The 16,344-nt window shown below is 72.0% G+C and carries 12 protein-coding genes and 1 pseudogene; 5 read left to right on the forward strand and 8 right to left on the reverse strand.

Annotation, left to right across the window (positions count from 1 at the left end; translation table 11 throughout):
- The 3 genes and pseudogenes from LQV45_RS06880 to LQV45_RS06890 all read left to right on the forward strand — a co-directional run.
- Positions 1–1,095, forward strand: a pseudogene (locus LQV45_RS06880) (hypothetical protein); the annotation flags it as partial.
- Positions 1,092–2,345, forward strand: coding sequence for a hypothetical protein (locus tag LQV45_RS06885; RefSeq protein WP_230006358.1), 1,254 nt, complete (start codon positions 1,092–1,094; stop codon positions 2,343–2,345). The pseudogene LQV45_RS06880 and the gene LQV45_RS06885, both read left to right, overlap by 4 nt.
- 116 nt (positions 2,346–2,461) lie before the next feature.
- Positions 2,462–3,460 carry an LLM class F420-dependent oxidoreductase gene (locus tag LQV45_RS06890; protein WP_230006359.1) on the forward strand — a complete coding sequence of 333 codons (999 nt, stop codon included), beginning with the start codon at positions 2,462–2,464 and terminating at the stop codon, positions 3,458–3,460.
- Positions 3,461–3,527: 67 nt separating this feature from the next.
- Here the strand turns inward: LQV45_RS06890 and LQV45_RS06895 are convergent, their stop codons facing one another.
- From LQV45_RS06895 to galT, 3 genes are all read right to left on the reverse strand, one after another.
- Positions 3,528–4,988: a carboxylesterase/lipase family protein gene (locus tag LQV45_RS06895; protein ID WP_230006360.1), complete on the reverse strand. Its 1,461-nt coding sequence runs from the start codon at positions 4,986–4,988 to the stop codon at positions 3,528–3,530.
- Positions 4,989–5,090: 102 nt separating this feature from the next.
- The gene (gene galK, locus LQV45_RS06900) at positions 5,091–6,254 is read right to left on the reverse strand and encodes a galactokinase (protein WP_230006361.1); all 1,164 of its coding nucleotides are present in this window, start codon (positions 6,252–6,254) and stop codon (positions 5,091–5,093) included.
- Positions 6,251–7,426, reverse strand: coding sequence for a galactose-1-phosphate uridylyltransferase (gene galT, locus LQV45_RS06905; protein ID WP_230006362.1), 1,176 nt, complete (start codon positions 7,424–7,426; stop codon positions 6,251–6,253). The genes galK and galT overlap by 4 nt, the downstream gene beginning before the upstream one ends.
- Before the next feature lie 61 nt (positions 7,427–7,487).
- Between galT and LQV45_RS06910 the strand changes: the two genes are divergently transcribed.
- Entirely contained in the window at positions 7,488–8,435 is a 948-nt protein-coding gene (locus tag LQV45_RS06910; RefSeq protein WP_230006363.1) for a LacI family DNA-binding transcriptional regulator, read from the forward strand.
- Positions 8,436–8,522: 87 nt separating this feature from the next.
- Here the strand turns inward: LQV45_RS06910 and LQV45_RS06915 are convergent, their stop codons facing one another.
- The 5 genes from LQV45_RS06915 to LQV45_RS06935 all read right to left on the reverse strand — a co-directional run bounded on the left by LQV45_RS06915 (position 8,523) and on the right by LQV45_RS06935 (position 15,136).
- Positions 8,523–10,241 (reverse strand): glycoside hydrolase family 35 protein, encoded by a 1,719-nt coding sequence (locus LQV45_RS06915; RefSeq protein ID WP_230006364.1) that lies wholly within the window; start codon positions 10,239–10,241, stop codon positions 8,523–8,525.
- A gap of 14 nt (positions 10,242–10,255) precedes the next feature.
- Positions 10,256–11,773: an alpha-N-arabinofuranosidase gene (locus LQV45_RS06920; protein ID WP_230006365.1), complete on the reverse strand. Its 1,518-nt coding sequence runs from the start codon at positions 11,771–11,773 to the stop codon at positions 10,256–10,258.
- Positions 11,774–11,845: 72 nt separating this feature from the next.
- Positions 11,846–13,189 carry a sugar ABC transporter substrate-binding protein gene (locus LQV45_RS06925; RefSeq protein WP_374208155.1) on the reverse strand — a complete coding sequence of 448 codons (1,344 nt, stop codon included), beginning with the start codon at positions 13,187–13,189 and terminating at the stop codon, positions 11,846–11,848.
- Positions 13,190–13,280: 91 nt separating this feature from the next.
- On the reverse strand, positions 13,281–14,090 hold the full coding sequence (locus tag LQV45_RS06930) for a carbohydrate ABC transporter permease (protein ID WP_230006368.1): 810 nt from the start codon (positions 14,088–14,090) through the stop codon (positions 13,281–13,283).
- A 122-nt stretch (positions 14,091–14,212) separates the two neighbouring features.
- The gene (locus LQV45_RS06935) at positions 14,213–15,136 is read right to left on the reverse strand and encodes a carbohydrate ABC transporter permease (protein WP_230006367.1); all 924 of its coding nucleotides are present in this window, start codon (positions 15,134–15,136) and stop codon (positions 14,213–14,215) included.
- A gap of 172 nt (positions 15,137–15,308) precedes the next feature.
- Between LQV45_RS06935 and LQV45_RS06940 the strand changes: the two genes are divergently transcribed.
- Positions 15,309–16,292 carry a LacI family DNA-binding transcriptional regulator gene (locus LQV45_RS06940; protein ID WP_230006369.1) on the forward strand — a complete coding sequence of 328 codons (984 nt, stop codon included), beginning with the start codon at positions 15,309–15,311 and terminating at the stop codon, positions 16,290–16,292.
- Positions 16,293–16,344: the final 52 nt, after the last annotated feature.

A 16,344-nucleotide genomic window follows, 5' to 3' on the forward strand; every position in this document is an offset into this window, starting at 1 on the left:
CTGTTGACCGCCGCCGACCCCGCTGCGGCGGTCGGCGGCGTGTCGATCGCCGGCCCCGACGGCAGCGCGACCGTGTCGCCCGACTACGCCACCGAGGTCACCGTCTCGGGCTCCGGCTTCCAATCCGTCGCCAACGGCTTCGGCGGGGTGTACGTGCTGTTCGGCTGGGTCGACGACCCCGCGGGAGGCTCGTGGCGCCCCAGTGCGGGCGGGCTGGTCGGCGAGGACTACCGGTACGTGCCGGACGCCGAGTCGGCAGAGAACAACGGCTTCCAGCGTTTCCTCGCCTTCCCCGGCAGTCAGACCGAGAGCTCGGCGAACGGCACGATCGGCGCAGACGGGTCGTGGACCGTGCGCATGGTGGTCCCGGGTGCCGTGTTCGAGAGCCAGGATCGCGAGGGACGCGTGACCTCGGTGGACTGCCGGCGCACGACGTGCGGCATCATCACGATCGGCGCGCACGGGGTCAAGAACGCCAACAACGAGACCTTCACACCCGTCTCGTTCGGGACGGCCGCCGCGGGGGCGGCATCCGGATCTCCCGCCGCTCCGACGGATGCCGCGGGCGCGGCCGGTGCCGTGCGCGTCGGCGTCGAGTCGGCCACCGTTGCGGCCGGATCGTCGATCGTCTTCACGGGGCAGGGCTTCACCCCGGGGGAGCAGGTCGTGGCGTCGCTGGACGGCGGGCTGACGGCGGTGGGGCCGCTCACGGCGGGAGCCCGCGGCGAAGTCGCCGCCGCGCTGCCCGTTCCCCGCGACATCCGCGACGGGACGCACCTGATCACCCTGCGCGGTGCGGGATCGGGGAGCGTGGCCGAGGCGGAGGTGAGCGTCACCGGCGGAACGGTCGAGGTCGTCGCCACGACGCCGACGGTGCCGACCTGGGCGATCGTGATGATGCTCGGGTGCGTCGCGCTCGCGGCGGCGCTGGTGATCGCGAGCGTCGTGACGGCCCTCGTGCGGGCGCGCGCGCGACGTCGCGCCCGGCGGGCGGCATCCGGATCTTCTCCGGCGCCGGGCGAGCCGCCGGGCGAGCCCGCGGGCGGTCCCGCGGGTGCCCCCGCAGAGCCGGTCGCCACGGGGGCCCGGTCATGAGGGGCCGGGGTCTGCTGCGCGCGGCCCTCGCGGTCGCGGTCGCCCTGGGCGTCGGGGCGTCCCCGGCCGCGGCCGCGGGACCCGACGAGATCGTGGTCACCGTCCCCGGACCCGGCGGTCCGGCCGCGGGCGACGGGACGATCCGCAATGCGCAGCTGCGGTGGGGACTGAACGCCGAGTCCGGGGGAGGGGCGTTCGCGGGCGGATGCAACTTCCTCAGCGCCGGGCTCGCCGGCGACGCCGGGGGTGCCCGGGTGTGGCGGGAGGGCGACGGCCTCTACCGCGCCCAGGACGGCGCCGTCCGCATCGAGAAGCCCACCGCCGACGGCGGGTGGGCAACCGCGTCGTGGGACACGAAGTGCCGGGATCCGCGCGGGGCCGCCGTGTCGGCCTCGTCGACGTCGAGCACCACCGGGAACCAGGTCGTGATCGACGGGGGGACGGGGACGCGTCGTGACGGGGCGGTCGAGATCCGCTGGGCGGGCTCGTTCACCGTGGCCTTCTACGGCGGGATGACGTACTGGAGCGTCACGGATCCCGTGCTCACCCTCGACGCGTCCGGGAACGGGCGCCTCGTGGGGCGCGCCGGCGGATACGGGACGTCGATGGACGACATGACCGCGTGGACCCCGATCGCCCCGCGCGAGGTCGTGCTCGCCGGCCTCCGTTCCGCCGCCGTGTCCGCCGAGAGCGGGTTCTCGGTGACGCCCGAGTACCTCGGGATCGCGACCGCCGGGGGCGGCCAGATCGCGCGCTCCGACGCGAACGCCGCCCACTGGGGATCGTTCCCGCAGTCGTTCGTCGACTTCCACCGTCTGACGGGTCAGCAGGGGTACTGGCTCACCACGGGCGGAGTCCGGGATGCCGCGAAGCCGGCGTCTCCGCTCACCGTCAGCTACGACGCCGATGCCCCGGTCGCCGTGCCCGCGGCATCCGGTGGGGGTGTATCGGCGGCCGCGGCGGCGAACAACCCGCTGCGACGCGCCCCCGCGGCGCTCGACCCGGCCGCACCCGCGCTGTCGTTCCTCGCGGTCAACGCCCCCCTGACGACGCAGCCCCAGGGGCCGGGGCTCGTGCCCGACGCCCGCGGGGCGATGTCGCCTCTCGTGCTGCCGTTCCTCGGATCCGCGGCCGCGCTGAGCCTGGCGATCATCGCCGTGCTGAGCATGATGCGGGCGCTGCCGTGGCAGCGTTCCGGTGCGGTGGCAGCGCGGCAGTCGGGCCCGGGCCGCGAGACAGCAACCGGCTGACATCCCCACTGCACGCCGCCGGGAAATTGTCAGCGCGGTGCAGTCTCGCGGCCCGGGGCTGCCGAGAACGGCCGCGACCCGCGTCGATGTCACCGGGCGCGTCTAGGGTGAAGCCCATGGAATTCGGCATCTTCGTCCCGCAGGGCTGGCGCTTCGACCTGGTGGGCATCGACCCCGCCGACCAGTGGCGCGCGATGAGCGCGCTCGCCCAGAGCGCCGACGAGGGGCCGTGGTCCTCGATCTGGGTCTACGACCACTTCCACACCACGCCGGTGCCGAGCGCCGAGGCCACGCACGAGGCGTGGACGCTCATGGCCGCGTTCGCCGCCGTCACCGACCGCGTGCGTCTCGGACAGATGTGCACGTGCATGGGCTACCGCAACCCGGCGTACCTCGCGAAGATCGCGGCGACCGTCGACCTGATCTCGGGCGGGCGTGCCGAGATGGGCATCGGCGGCGGCTGGTACGAGCACGAGTGGCGCGCCTACGGCTACGGCTTCCCGCCGATCGCCGAGCGGCTCGGGCGCCTGCGCGAGGGCGTCGAGATCATGCACCAGGCCTGGACCACCGGATCGGCGACGCTCGCCGGCAAGTACTACGACGTCGACGGCGCGATCGTGCAGCCGCAGCCCCTGCAGTCCGGCGGCATCCCCCTGTGGATCGCGGGCGGCGGCGAGAAGGTCACGCTCAAGATCGCGGCGCAGTACGCGTCGTACACGAACTTCGGCGGGTCGCTCGACGAGTTCGACCACAAGTCCGCGGTCCTCCGCGGCCACTGCGAGGCCCTCGGCCGTGACTTCGGCGAGATCACCCGCTCGACGAACTTCAACACGATCGTCGCCGAGACCGAAGCCGAGGCCGACGAGCGTCTGGCCGCGGTCGTGGCGCGCCTGCGTCCCCACGTCGGCGACGAGCGGGCGGATGCCATCGAGGCCGACTACCGCTCCTCCGACACGTTCGGCACGCCCGAGCAGATCGTCGAGCGCCTGCGCGCGCGTGCCGACCACGGTCTCGGCTACGCCATCCAGTACTTCCCCGAGGCCGCGTACGACACCTCCGGCATCTCGCTGTTCGAGCGCGAGGTGGTCCCCGCTCTCCGCGCGCAAGGCGCGTGAGGGGTCAAGAACTGTCGCCTCCGGCGCGCCGAAGCGACAGTTCTTGGCCCCTCACGTGAGCTGCGGGTCAGACGAGCGGGGCGACATCCGAATACGCGTCGGGCTCGACGGGCGGGGTGGATGCCGGGGCGTCGAAGACCCGCGCGCGGTGGGTCGTGGCATCCCAGGTCGGCCATCCCGGATCGCCGTCGTGGGCGAAACGGATCGCGGCTTCGTGCATCGCGGCGGCGAGGTCGGCGGGCGGAACGTCGCCCGCGATCGCGGCGACCCCGTCGGCGTCGAGGCGATCGAACCAGAACGGCACGTCGAGGCAGTGGCAGGCGAAGCCGATCGACGGTGACCGCCACGCGAAGCGATAGACCCACGTCGGGGCGGTCCCCCGCGCGCGTGCCGTGCGGAGCACGACCGAACGGATGACGCGATCCGAGACGTAGCCGCCCAGGAGGGCCGCCGACCCGCGCCGCCGCGACCGGGCGAGGTACGCGCGACGGCGGGAGCGCCCGACGCCGAGGACCGCGAGAGCGAGCGGCACGGGAACCAGGCGCAAGGGCTTCCGCCAGCGTGCGGTGAGCATCGTGAACTCGTCGTCCGTGGCGCCGATCACGAGCGGCACGTCCGCGGCGGCGCCGTCCGCGAGGGCGTCGAGCGGCGCGCGGGGGAGCAGGTCGCCGTCGACCACCGGGCCGATCGGCAGTCCGTCGTCGAGCAGCGTGGTGAGGCCCGACAGGCGCGGCCGTCCCGTCGGCTTCTGCGCCCGTTGCTGCAGCTCGAGCAGATGCTCTTCGGGGAGGCGGGCGAATCCGTCGCGGTCGGCCGGCACCCCGGCGAGGGCCGCGATCCGCTCGGCGAACCGGCGCGCGGCCGGAGCGGTGACGGCCCCGATCGCGGGCGAGACGGCCATCGCCCCGCGGAACAGCCCGGATGCCGCGGGGCAGGCCAGCAGCGCCAGCACCGATCCGCCGCCCGCCGACTGCCCGACGATCGTCACCCGCGCGGGGTCTCCGCCGAAGGCGGCGATCTCGTCGCGCACCCACTCCAGAGCGGCGATCTGATCGCGCAGACCCCGGTTCGACGGGGCACCGTCGATGTGCCCGAACCCGTCGAAGCCCAGCCGGTACGAGACGACGACCGTCACGACGCCGTCGCGCGCGAACGCGTCGCCGTCGTACCAGCGGCTGGCGGGCGACCCCGAGGTGAACCCGCCCCCGTGGATCCACACGAGCACCGGGAGTGCGGCATCCGGTGTCGCCCCGGCGGGCGCGAAGACGTTGACGTTCAGCGTCGCGTCTCCGGGCACGCTCGGTTCGGGGATCAGCGTGATGCCGGTGTCGCCGCGCTGGGCGGTCGCCCCGTACTCCGTGGCGTCGCGCACGCCCTCCCACGGGGCGGCCGGCCGCGGAGCGGCGAACCGCAGCGCTCCGACGGGAGCCTGGGCGAACGGGATGCCGAGGAAGACCGCCGTCCCGCCGCGCGCGAACCCGCGCACGCGGCCCCGGGTGGTGGCGACGACGGGGTCCCGGGCATCCATCGCCCCATCCTCTCGTGCCATCCGCGTGAGTCGCGAAGAATTGTCGCCTGGCGAATGCTCAGGGCGACAAATCCTGGCGACTCACGCGCTCGGCCTGCGGCCTCAGGCGTCGCGGCGCGCGCCCTGCGACGGCGTTACGGTGAAGACGTTCGGGGCGCGGAATCCGGATGCCGCGAACGCGGCGTGTACGGCGTCGGTCGCCGCGGGCACGAGGTCGGCGGGGATCAGGGCGATCGCCGCGCCGCCGAAGCCGCCGCCGGTCATGCGCGCGCCGAGGGCGCCCGCGGCCAGGGCCGTCTCGACGGCGAGGTCGAGCTCGGGAACCGAGATCTCGAAGTCGTCGCGCATCGAGGCGTGCGAGGCGGTGAGCAGGTCGCCGATCGCGCGCGGGCCGTCGGCGTCGAGGGCGGCGACGGTGTCGAGCACGCGCTGGTTCTCGGTCACGATGTGCCGCACGCGGCGGAAGGTCACGTCGTCGAGGATCTCGGCGGCGCGCGGCAGATCGTCGACGGTGAGGTCGCGCAAGGCCGGCACGCCGAAGGCGGCGGCGCCCTTCTCGCACGAAGCGCGGCGCTCGCGGTAGCCGCCCGAGGAGTGGGCGTGCTCGACGAGCGTGTCCACGACGAGGATCTCCAGACCCGCCTCGGCGAAGCCCAGGGACACCGGCCGGGTCTCGAGCGTGCGGCAGTCGAGGAACGTCGCCGCGTCGGCGACGCCGAGCATCGAGGCCATCTGGTCCATGATCCCGGTGGGCGCCCCGACGGCGTCGTTCTCGGCCGTCCGGCCCACGCGGGCCAGCGCCACGGCATCGAGCCCCGCGCCCCAGACGTCGTTGAGGGCGGAGGCCACGGCCCCCTCGATCGCCGCCGACGACGACAGTCCGGCACCCACCGGCACTTCGGAGGCCAGGGCGATGTCGACGCCCCGGGGCGTGGCATCCGGGGCCGCGGCGCGGAGCGCCCACGCCACACCCAGCGGGTAGCCCGCCCAGTCGAGGCCGCCGGCGGCGATGCGGGCGTCGAGCTCGGACAGTCGCACCTCGACGGCCTCGTCGGCGAAGGTCGACCGCACGCGGATCACGTCGTCGGAGCGGACGGCCACCGCGGCGGCGGTGCGCTGCGCGATCGCGAACGGCAGGACGAAGCCCTCGTTGTAGTCGGTGTGCTCACCGATGAGGTTGGCGCGCCCCGGTGCCGACCAGACGCCGACGGCATCAGCGTCCGTCAGGGTGGCGAGCAGGGCGCGGGCGTCGTCGACGGCGGTCATGCCGTCACCTCCGGGACGGTCTCGAGGGCGGCGCGCAGGCGTTCGGCCTGGGCCTCGGGGGTGATGTCGCCGATCCACGCGCCCATGGCGGCCTCGGATCCGGCGAGGTACTTCAGCTTGTCGGCGGCGCGGCGGGGCGACGTGATCTGCAGGTTCAGTCGCACGCCGTCCCGTGCCCGCCCGACCGGTGCCTGATGCCACGCGGCGATGTACGGGGTGGGGGTGTCGTACAGCGCGTCGATGCCGCGCAGCAGCCGCAGGTAGAAGGGGGCGAGCTCGTCGCGTTCGGCATCCGTCGTCTCGGCGAGGTCGGCCACGTGGCGGTGCGGCAGCACGTGCACCTCGATGGGCCAGCGCGCCGCGAACGGCACGAACGCCGTCCAGTGCTCGCCGCGCAGGACCACGCGCTCGCCGGCGCCCTCGAACTCGAGGATGCGCTGGAAGATGTCGGGCGAGGTGCGGGCGACGGTGTCGAGCAGGCGCTGCGTGCGCGGGGTGACGTAGGGGTAGGCGTAGATCTGCCCGTGCGGGTGGGGGAGAGTGACGCCGATCTCCTGCCCGCGGTTCTCGAACGGGAAGACCTGCCGGATGCCGGGCAGTGCCGACAGCGCCGCGGTGCGGTCGGCCCACGCCTCGATGACGGTGCGGGCGCGCGTGCGCGACAGCGTGCCGAACGAGCCCTCGTGCTCGGGGCTGAAGCACACCACCTCGCACCGTCCGACGGAGGTGCGGGTGCGACCGAGGCCCAGATGCTCGAGGTCGTCGTCGCCGCGCGGCGGGTCGACGGCGGCGGGCGCGTCGTCGGTGGCGACGTCGAGCGCGGGGCCGAACGACGGCGACTTGTTCTCGAACACGGCGACGTCGTAGCGCGAGGGGATCTCGGACGGGTTCGTCGGCGTCTGCGGAGCGAGCGGGTCGAGGTGCGCGGGCGGAAGGAACGCGCGGTTCTGACGATTGGATGCCACGGTGATCCAGTCGCCCGTGAGGATGTCTTGCCGCATCGTCGCCGTGGCGGGCCGCGGGTCGAGCGTGCGGGCGTCGACGGAGCGCGCGGGGCCGAGCGTCGTGTCGGCATCGTCGAAGTAGATGAGCTCGCGGCCGTCGGCCAGGCGCGTGGGGCGTTTGACGACTCCGGCGCCGAGCGCCACTGCGGTGGGGCTGTCCGTGTTCACGATAACACGCTACATTCCGGCCGTGATATCGTCAACACGGGAGGCGATCATGCGAGTGTCCATGGCCGATGTGGCCGCAGCGGCGGGGGTGTCCGCCCAGACCGTCTCGCGCGTGGCCAACGGCAGCCCGCGCGTGGATCCCGCCACCCGTGCCCGCGTCGAGACGGCGATGAGCGACCTCGGTTATCGCATGCACCGCGCCGCGCGCGCCCTCCGCACCGGGCAGACCTCCACGATCGGACTGGTCGTGTCGACGCTGGCCTCGGTCGGCAACTCGCGGATGCTGCAGGCGATCTCCGAAGCGGCGGCCGCCCGCGACTACGCCCTGGCCGTCGTGACGGTGGGGGAGCGCGGCATCCGGGACGCCTTCGCGCGCCTGCGCGCCCAGGGCGTCGACGGCGCCGTCGTGCTGAACGAGGCGACCGAGCTCGTGCGCGACACCGATCCGCCCGCCGACCTGCACCTCGTCGTGGTGGATTCGCCGCCCGACGAGCGATTCTCGATCGTGCAGACCGATCACGCCGGCGGTGCCCGCCTCGCCACGGAGCATCTGCTCGCCCTCGGCCACCCCACGGTTCATCACATAGCCGGGCCCGCACGGTCGTTCGCCGCCGCCGAACGCGAGCGCGGGTGGCGTGCCGCACTGTCCGACGCCGGGGTCGCGGCGCCCGAGCCGGTCCGCGGCGACTGGACCTCGGCATCCGGTCATTCCGCCGTCGCCGCTCTGACCGGTGCCACCGCGGTCTTCGTCGCGAACGACCAGATGGCCCTCGGCGCGCTGCGGGCGTTCGCCGACGCCGGGCGACGCGTGCCCGACGACGTCGCCGTGGTCGGTTTCGACGACATCGTGGATGCCGCCGAGTACCGCCCGCCCCTCACCACCGTGCGGCAGGACTTCGACGCCCTGGGGCGCGACGCGGTCGCGGCGCTCGTCGCCGCGATCGAGGGCGGCGCGCCGGTGGCGCAGACGGTTCCGGCGACCCTCGTCGTGCGGGCCAGCGCGCGCTGATCGCGGCGTCCGGGGCGCGTTCCGTGCAGCGGGGCGGTCATCGAGCACCCCACTGCACGAATCCCGCCGCGAACCGTGCCGACGCGTCTACTCCTCGAGCTGCCCCAGCGACGGGGCGGCGACGAAGCCCGCGACCGTCTCGGCCGCTTGCTCGAGCTCGAGCACCACGATCTCGTTCGCGCCCGCGCGCAGCACCGGAGCGGGGACGTACAGCGTCCGCTGCGGCACGTTCCGCCAGTACCGGCCGAGGAAGAAGCCGTTGACGAACGCAAAGCCCTTGCCCCACGCCGCGGTGTCGAGGAACAGGTCGGTGGCCGCGTCGAGGTCGAAGGTTCCGCGGAGCAGCGAGCGGCCGGCCGAGCCCGTGCCCGTGCCGGTGGCCGCCGCGAGGTCGACGGGAGTCGCCGTCCACCCGGTGAGCGGTGCGCCGCCGAGGGTCACTCCGCCGATCAGTCCCTTCGGCTCGCCGAGGCGATCGGCGTAGTTCACGCGGCCCTGGTCCTCGACGAGGACGGTGAGCCGCAACCCGGCGGGGATCATGAGCGCCCGCTCGTGCAGCGAGCGCGACAGCCGGCCCACCGGCGCGCCGTCAACGTGGATCCAGGCCAGGTCACGCACTTCGCCGACCACGAGCGGGGCGGGGCCGTCCGTCGCGGGAAGGTCGACGTCGTACCGCACGAGCGGCCCGAGGTGACCGAGCTCCTCGAACGTCACGGGCGCCTCGGTGGAAGAACCGGTGGATGCCGGCATCCAGTCGCCCTCGCCCGAGAGCGCGACCTCGAATGCGGGGGCATCCGGGCGCGGGCCCGGCACGTCGGCGGGCACGGGCGCGTACTTCGCGATGACCTCGCGGAACGCGTGGAACTTCGCCGTCGGGTGCCCCGACTCGTCGATCGGGGCGTCGTAGTCGTAAGAGGTGACGATGGGGTCGAAGCGGCCCTTGTCGTTCGCGCCGTTCGTGGTGCCGAAGTTCGTGCCGCCGTGCACCATGTAGATGTTCACCGACGCTCCGGCCGCGAGCAGCACGTCGAGGTCGTGGGCGGAGGCGGCGGGGTCGGTCGTGTGGTGGATGCTGCCCCACCAGTCGAACCAGCCGTCCCAGAACTCCGAGCACATGAGCGGACCCGTGGGCTGGTGCTCGCGCAGCGTCGCGAGACGCTCGGCCGAGCGGGAGCCGAACGAACCGGTCAGGTGCAGCTCGGGGAGGCTGCCGTTCTCGAGCATCCAGGGCATCGGCTGATCGACGGTGGTCAGGGGCACGGTGATCCCGGCGTCGCGCGTGACGCGCACGAGTTCGCGCAGGTAGTCCTTGTCGGAGCCGTAGGCGCCGTACTCGTTCTCGATCTGCACGAGCACGACGTTGCCGCCGCGGTCGATCTGCCGCGAGGCGACGATCTCGTACACGCGCTCCAGGTATCCCGTGACCGCGGCGAGGTACTGCGGCTCGGACCGCCGCAGGCCGATCCCCGGCGTCGAGGTGAGCCACACCGGCAGCCCGCCGTTGTGCCACTCGGCGCAGATGTAGGGGCCGGGGCGCACGATCGCGTGGAGGCCCTCGGCGGCGACGAGGTCGAGGAAGCGTCCGAGGTCGTTCCAGCCCGTGGCATCCCATTGCCCGCGCACGGGCTCGTGCGCGTTCCACGCGACGTAGGTCTCGATGGTGTTGAGCCCCATCGCCTTGGCGGTGCGGATGCGGTCGGCCCAGTGTTCGGGGTGGATGCGGAAGTAGTGGAGCGTTCCGGAGATGACCTGGAAGGGCTCGCCGTCCAGCAGGAAGTCGGTCTCGCCGATGGTGAAGGTGGTCACGGTGTCTTTCGGTCTCAGGCGGCCAGCTGCACGCGGACGCGCGCCCAGGCGAGCGGGGGGAGGGTGAAGCGCAGGATGCCGTCGGCCACCTCGACCGGGAGGGCCGCGGGCGCCACCGGTTCGGCGTCGGCGGAGTTGGTGGTGTGGCGATCGCCGCCCTCGGGCACGGTGATCACGACGGCATCGACGGATGCCACGGGCCCCAGGTCCAGCTCGACCTCGGTCGCGGAGTCCAGCGAGCGGTGCGCGAGGAAGACGTGGGCGACGTCGCCGTCGACGGTGGCGATCGCATCCACCGCGTCGACCTCGCCGTGGCGGGCCGTGGCGATGCGAGCGCCGTCGACGCGGACGGGCACGACGCGGCCGGTCGCGGCCTCGGCGGTGAGTCGGAAGGGGTGGAACGTCGTCTGCCGCCAGGCGGGACCGCCGTCGGGCTCGGTGCGGATGGGGGCGATGACGTTCACGAGCTGCGCGAGGTTCGCCATCGAGACGCGGTCGGCGCAGCGCAACAGGGTGATCAGGAGGGATCCGACGACGACGGCGTCGGTGACGGTGTAGTCGTCCTCGATGAGACGCGGCGCGATCGGCCAGTCGCCGGTGAAGACGCGGGGCTTGTCGACCTCGTTCCACCGCGTCTGGTTCCAGACGTTCCACTCGTCGACGCTGATGCCGATCCGTTCGCCGTCGGGGGTGCGGGCGTCGACCTCGTCGATGATGTCGGCGACCTCGCCGATGTAGCGGTCCAGCGCGGCGCCGCTGGCGAGGAAGCTCGCCGGGTCGGACGGGTCCTCTTCGTAGTACGCGTGCACCGAGATGTGGTCGACGAGTCCGGCGGTGTGGCGCAGCACCGTGCGCTCCCAGTCTCCGAACGTGGGCATCTCGTGGTTGGAGCTGCCGGCGGCGACGAGCTCGATCCCGGGGTCGAGGAACCGCATCATCCGGGCGGTCTCGGCGGCCAGGCGCCCGTACTCGTCGGCGGTCTTGTGGCCGATCTGCCACGGCCCGTCCATCTCGTTGCCCAAGCACCACAGCCGGATGCCGAAGGGCTCGTCGCGGCCGTTCGCGCGGCGGCGGTCGCTCAGCGCGGTGCCGGACGGATGGTTGGCGTACTCGAGGAGGTCGGCGGCCTCGGCGACCCCGCGCGTGCCGAGGTTCACCGCTTCCATGACCTCGAGGCCGGCGGCATCCGCCCACTCGGCGAACTCGTGCAGACCCACGTGGTTGGTCTCGGTGCTGTGCCACGCGGCATCCAGGCGCACCGGCCGCTCGGCGCGGGGGCCGACGCCGTCCTCCCACCGGTAGCCCGAGACGAAGTTGCCGCCGGGGTAGCGCACCACCGTCGCCCCGAGCTCGCGGACGAGGTCGAGCACGTCGGCGCGGAAACCGGTGTCGTCGGCCGTGGCGTGACCGGGCGAATGGATGCCGTCGTATACGCAGCGACCCATGTGCTCGACGAACGTGCCGAACAAGCGGCGGGGCACCTCGTGTCCGGTCTGGTGCGGGTCGATCGAGATGCGGGTGGGGGAGGTCATGCGGCTCTCCTGGAGCGGTAAGGGAAGGGGCGGGTCGCTCGCTCACGCTGCGACCCGCCCCCGATCATCGGCTTACTTGTTGACGGTGAAGCCCTGGTCGTTGCCGTACTGGACGAGCTGGTCCTGCCACGCGGTCAGACCCGCGTTGAGGTCGCCCTTCGTGGCGTACGCCTGACCCACGGTGTCGCCGTAGATGCTGTTGGCGTAGACCTGGAACGGCAGGTAGCTCCAGCCCTTGCGGACCTCGCTCGAGGCCTGCGTCAGTACCTCGTTGATCTTCTGGCCGCCGAAGTAGTCCGACGCCTTCTCGACGAAGGCGGGGTCGCTCAGCTGCGCGGTGGTGGAGGGGAATCCGCCCGACGCGGCGAAGATCTTCAGGCTCTCCTCGTCGTTGTTGAGCCACTTCAGGAAGCCCGCGGCCAGGGCCGGGTTCTTGCTCTGCTTGGTCACGGCCTGGCCGCCGCCGCCGTTCTCGGCGGTCACGGCCTTGCCGTCGTAGGTGGGGATGGGGGCCACGGCCCACTTGCCCGCGCCGTCGGGAACCGACGACTCCAGCACACCCGGCATCCAGGCGCCGATCACGAGCGAGGCGATCGAGCCGTCACCGAGGCCCTTGAACCACTCGTCGCTCCAGCTCGGGGTGTCCGAGAGCAGGCCGCCCTCGATGAGGCGGTTCCAGTTGTCGGCGAACTTCTTCGAGCCGGAGTCCTGCAGGTCGATGGTCACGTCGGTGCCGGAGGTCTGGAACGGGGTGCCGCCGGCCTGCCAGATCATGCTGGTGGTGAAGCCGGAGTCGCCGGTGTCGGCGGTGATGAACTTGGTCGGGTCGGCGGCGTGCAGCTTCTCGGCCGCGGCGACGTACTCGTCCCACGTGGTCGGGACGGCGATGCCGAACTGGTCGAAGACCTCTTTGTTGTAGAACAGGGCCATGGGGCCCGAGTCCTGGGGGAGGCCGTAGATCTTGCCGTCGAAGTCGACCGAGCCCCACGTGCCGGGGCTGTAGTCGCCCGAGAGGTCGCCGAAGCCGTAGGGGGCGAGGTCGAGCAGCGAGTCCGACAGCGCGAACTGGGGGAAGGCGTAGTACTCGATCTGCACGACGTCGGGGGCGCCCGAGCCGGCCTTGATGGCGTTCTGGAGCTTGGTGTACTCCTCGGTGTTGGTCCCCGCGTTGACGAGGTTGACCTTCACGTTCGGGTAGGTCTTCTGGAAGGCCGCGACCTGGGCCTCGGCCGACGGCGTCCACGACCAGTACGTGAGCTCGCCGCCCTCCTGGAGCGCCTTCTCGATGTCGTCGGCGCTGCCGCCGTTGCTGCCACCGCCCGTGCTGCCGCCGGAGCAGGCGGTGAGCGCGCCCACCGAGAGCGCGGTGGCTGCCAGAGCGAACACGGCCCGCCGGGCGGCGGTGCCCTTGCGCATGAATGTCATCGGGATTCCTTCACTTCGTCGTTGTGGATGGTGTTGCGGGATTCCGGGGCAGGACGCTCCGGGTTTCGGGAGGGAGCTGTCGTCACTGCTTGACGCTTCCGGCGCTGAGGCCGGACTGCCAGAAGCGCTGCAGCACGAGGAACGCGGCGACGATCGGGATGATCGACAGCAGGGCGCCGGTGATCACGAGGTTGTAGATCGGCTGCGCGCCGACGCCGGTGGCCTGCGCGTTCCACTGGTTCAGGCCCACCGTCAGGGGGTACCAGGCGGGGTCGCTGAGCATGATGAGGGGCAGGAAGTAGTTGTTCCAGGTCGCGACCACCGCGAACAGCAGCACCGTGACGATGCCCGGGGTCAGCAGCCGGATCGAGATGGTGAAGAACGTGCGGAACTCGCCCGCCCCGTCCATGCGTGCGGCCTCGAGCAGCTCGGTGGGGATGGCATCCGTCGCGTACACCCAGATGAGGTACAGACCGAAGGGGCTGATGAGCGACGGGATGATGATCGCCCACGGGGTGTTGGTGATGCCCAGCTGGCTGAACAGCAGGAACGTGGGGACGGCGAGCGCCGTACCCGGGACGGCGATCGCGCCGAGGACGACCGCGAACACGGCCTTGCGCCCGCGGAAGTTGTACTTGGCCAGGCCGTAGCCGGCGAGGGTCGCCAGCAGCGTCGCCCCGCCGGCGCCGACCACGACGTACAGGAGCGTGTTGCCGAGCCAGCGCAGGAAGATGCCGTCGCGATAGGTCAGGGTCTGAGCGATGTTGTCGAAGAGGGCGAAGCTGTTGCCGGGGCCGAGTCCGAACGTGGTGAAGAGGTCGGGCTGGGTCTTGGTCGCGTTCATGACGAGCCAGAACAGCGGCACGAGCGTGTACAGCAGGTACAGGCCCATGACGATGCTGAGCACCAGCGACTTCTTGCTCTGCGTGGGCGAGGTGCGGGCGTAGCCGCGGCGCGTGCGCGAGCGGGAGGTGGTCACGGCCACGGTGTCGGTACGGGGTGCGGTCGCGGTGGTCATCGCGCCTCCTGACGAGAGCCGCGCAGCTGCACGACGTAGGCGATGACGGCGGTGATGACGCCCATGATGATCGCGACCGTGGCCGCGTAGTTGTACTGCTGACCCGCGAACGACAGGTTGTAGGCGTACATGTTCGGCGTGAAGAACGTCGTGATGGTGTTCGGCGCCAGGGGCTTGAGGATGTTGGGCTCGTTGAAGAGCTGGAAGCTGCCGATGATCGAGAAGATCGTCGCGATCACCACGGCGCCGCGCACCGCGGGGATCTTGATCGAGAAGATCGTGCGCCAGGCTCCCGCGCCGTCGATGGATGCCGCTTCGTACAGCTCGCCGGGGATCGTCTTCAGCGAGGAGTAGAAGATGAGCATGTTGTAGCCCACGAACTGCCACGTGACGATGTTGCCGATCGAGACCAGCATCCACTCGGGGACGAACGGCTGGATGACGGGGCCGCCGAGCAGGTCGTTGATGTTGCGGGTCAGGCCGAACTGGTCGCCGTAGATGTACCCCCACATGAGCACCGCCACGACGGCGGGAACCGCGTACGGCAGGAAGATCACCATGCGGTAGAAGCCGGAGGCGTGGAGGCGCGCGCTGTCGATCGCGAGGGCTGCGGCCAGGGCCAGCAGCAGCATGATCGGGACCTGGACGACGAGGAACAGGGCGACGCGGCCGAAGCCGTCCCAGAACTTCGGGTCGCTGAAGGCGGCGACGTAGTTGGCGAAGCCGACGAAGGCGTTGCCGCCGACCAGCTGGTCGCGGAAGAGGCTGAGGTAGACCGAGTAGGCCAGCGGCGCGAGGAAGACCAACGCGAAGACGATGGCGAACGGAGCGACGAAGAGCCAGCCGCGATCGTCGATTCGTGCGCGTCGCCGGCGGCGCGGGGTGCGCAGAGCGGGCGGGGGTGCCGCGGTGGTCGTCATCGTCCGGTGCCTCTTCTTTGGTGCGCATCTCGGCCGAGTCGCCGCGATGTTGACGTAAACATACCCAGCGACCGCTAGCATGTCAACGTCAACATCCGAGGGGGTAGCCGTGGGCGAGACGACGACGGTGTCGACCGCGACGGGCGGGCGCGGACGGCGTCGCGAAGTGTCGATGGCCGACGTGGCTGCGGCCGCGGGAGTGTCGGGGCAGACCGTCTCGCGCGTGGCCAACGGCCGGGCGAACGTCGATCCCGAGACCCGTCAGCGCGTGCTCGACGCCATGACCAGCCTCGGCTATCGACCGAACAGCGCGGCGCGGGCGCTGCGCTCGGGCCGCTTCCGCAGCATCGGCGTGATCATGTTCTCGCTGAGCTCCTACGGCAACACGCGCACCCTCGATGCGCTCGCGTCGGTGGCGGCGGCATCCGGATACTCGATCACCCTCATCACCGTGCAGTCGGCGTCGCAGTCCGACGTGTCCGGGGCGTTCCTGCGGCTGCACGAGCACGCCGTCGACGGCATCGTGATCCTCATCGAGAGGCACCGGCTCGGTGAGAACGAGCTCTCGATCCCCTCGGGGCTGCCGGTCGTCGTCGTGGACTCCAGCGCCGACTACCCCTACACCGTGGTCGACAACGATCAGGCGCAGGGAGCGCGGCTGGCGACCGAGCACCTCCTGGACCTCGGCCACGAGACGGTGTGGCACGTCTCTGGGCCGCCGGAGTCCTTCGCCGCCGAGCGGCGTCGCGATGCGTGGCGGGCGGCGCTGGAGGAGCGGGGATGCCGCATCCCCCCGCTCCAGATCGGTGACTGGACGGCCGAATCGGGGCACCGCATCGGCGCGGCCCTGGCGGCCGATCCCGCCGTCACCGCTGTGTTCGCGGCGAACGACCAGATGGCGCTCGGCGTCATCCAGGCGCTGCACGAGGCCGGCCGCGCGGTTCCGGGCGACGTGAGCGTCGTCGGGTTCGACGACATGCCCGAGTCGGCGAACTTCTGGCCTCCGCTGACCACGGTGCGACAGCGCTTCGAGCGCGTCGGCGAAGAGGCGATGAGCGCGCTGATCGCCGACATCGAGGGGGCCGGCGGCGAGCACGCCCGCACGCTCGTCCCGACCTCGCTGGTGGTGCGCGAGAGCTCCGGCCCGCGCGGCTGAGCGTGCCGCGGTCCTCGAGGCGCGGGGCGAGCGGAGGAGATCGGGGGAGCGG

Source organism: Microbacterium sp. Bi128, from assembly GCF_918698205.1.

Bases quoted from the DNA above. Each gene is read 5' to 3' on its own strand.
- LQV45_RS06935 (WP_230006367.1), bottom strand. From the start codon at position 15,136: ATGACGACCACCGCGGCACCCCCGCCCGCTCTGCGCACCCCGCGCCGC.
- LQV45_RS06925 (WP_374208155.1), bottom strand. From the start codon at position 13,189: ATGCGCAAGGGCACCGCCGCCCGGCGGGCCGTGTTCGCTCTGGCAGCC.
- LQV45_RS06890 (WP_230006359.1), top strand. From the start codon at position 2,462: ATGGAATTCGGCATCTTCGTCCCGCAGGGCTGGCGCTTCGACCTGGTG.
- LQV45_RS06895 (WP_230006360.1), bottom strand. From the start codon at position 4,988: ATGGATGCCCGGGACCCCGTCGTCGCCACCACCCGGGGCCGCGTGCGC.
- LQV45_RS06930 (WP_230006368.1), bottom strand. From the start codon at position 14,090: ATGGGCCTGTACCTGCTGTACACGCTCGTGCCGCTGTTCTGGCTCGTC.
- galK (WP_230006361.1), bottom strand. From the start codon at position 6,254: ATGACCGCCGTCGACGACGCCCGCGCCCTGCTCGCCACCCTGACGGAC.
- LQV45_RS06920 (WP_230006365.1), bottom strand. From the start codon at position 11,773: ATGACCTCCCCCACCCGCATCTCGATCGACCCGCACCAGACCGGACAC.
- LQV45_RS06940 (WP_230006369.1), top strand. From the start codon at position 15,309: ATGGCCGACGTGGCTGCGGCCGCGGGAGTGTCGGGGCAGACCGTCTCG.
- LQV45_RS06910 (WP_230006363.1), top strand. From the start codon at position 7,488: ATGGCCGATGTGGCCGCAGCGGCGGGGGTGTCCGCCCAGACCGTCTCG.
- LQV45_RS06885 (WP_230006358.1), top strand. From the start codon at position 1,092: ATGAGGGGCCGGGGTCTGCTGCGCGCGGCCCTCGCGGTCGCGGTCGCC.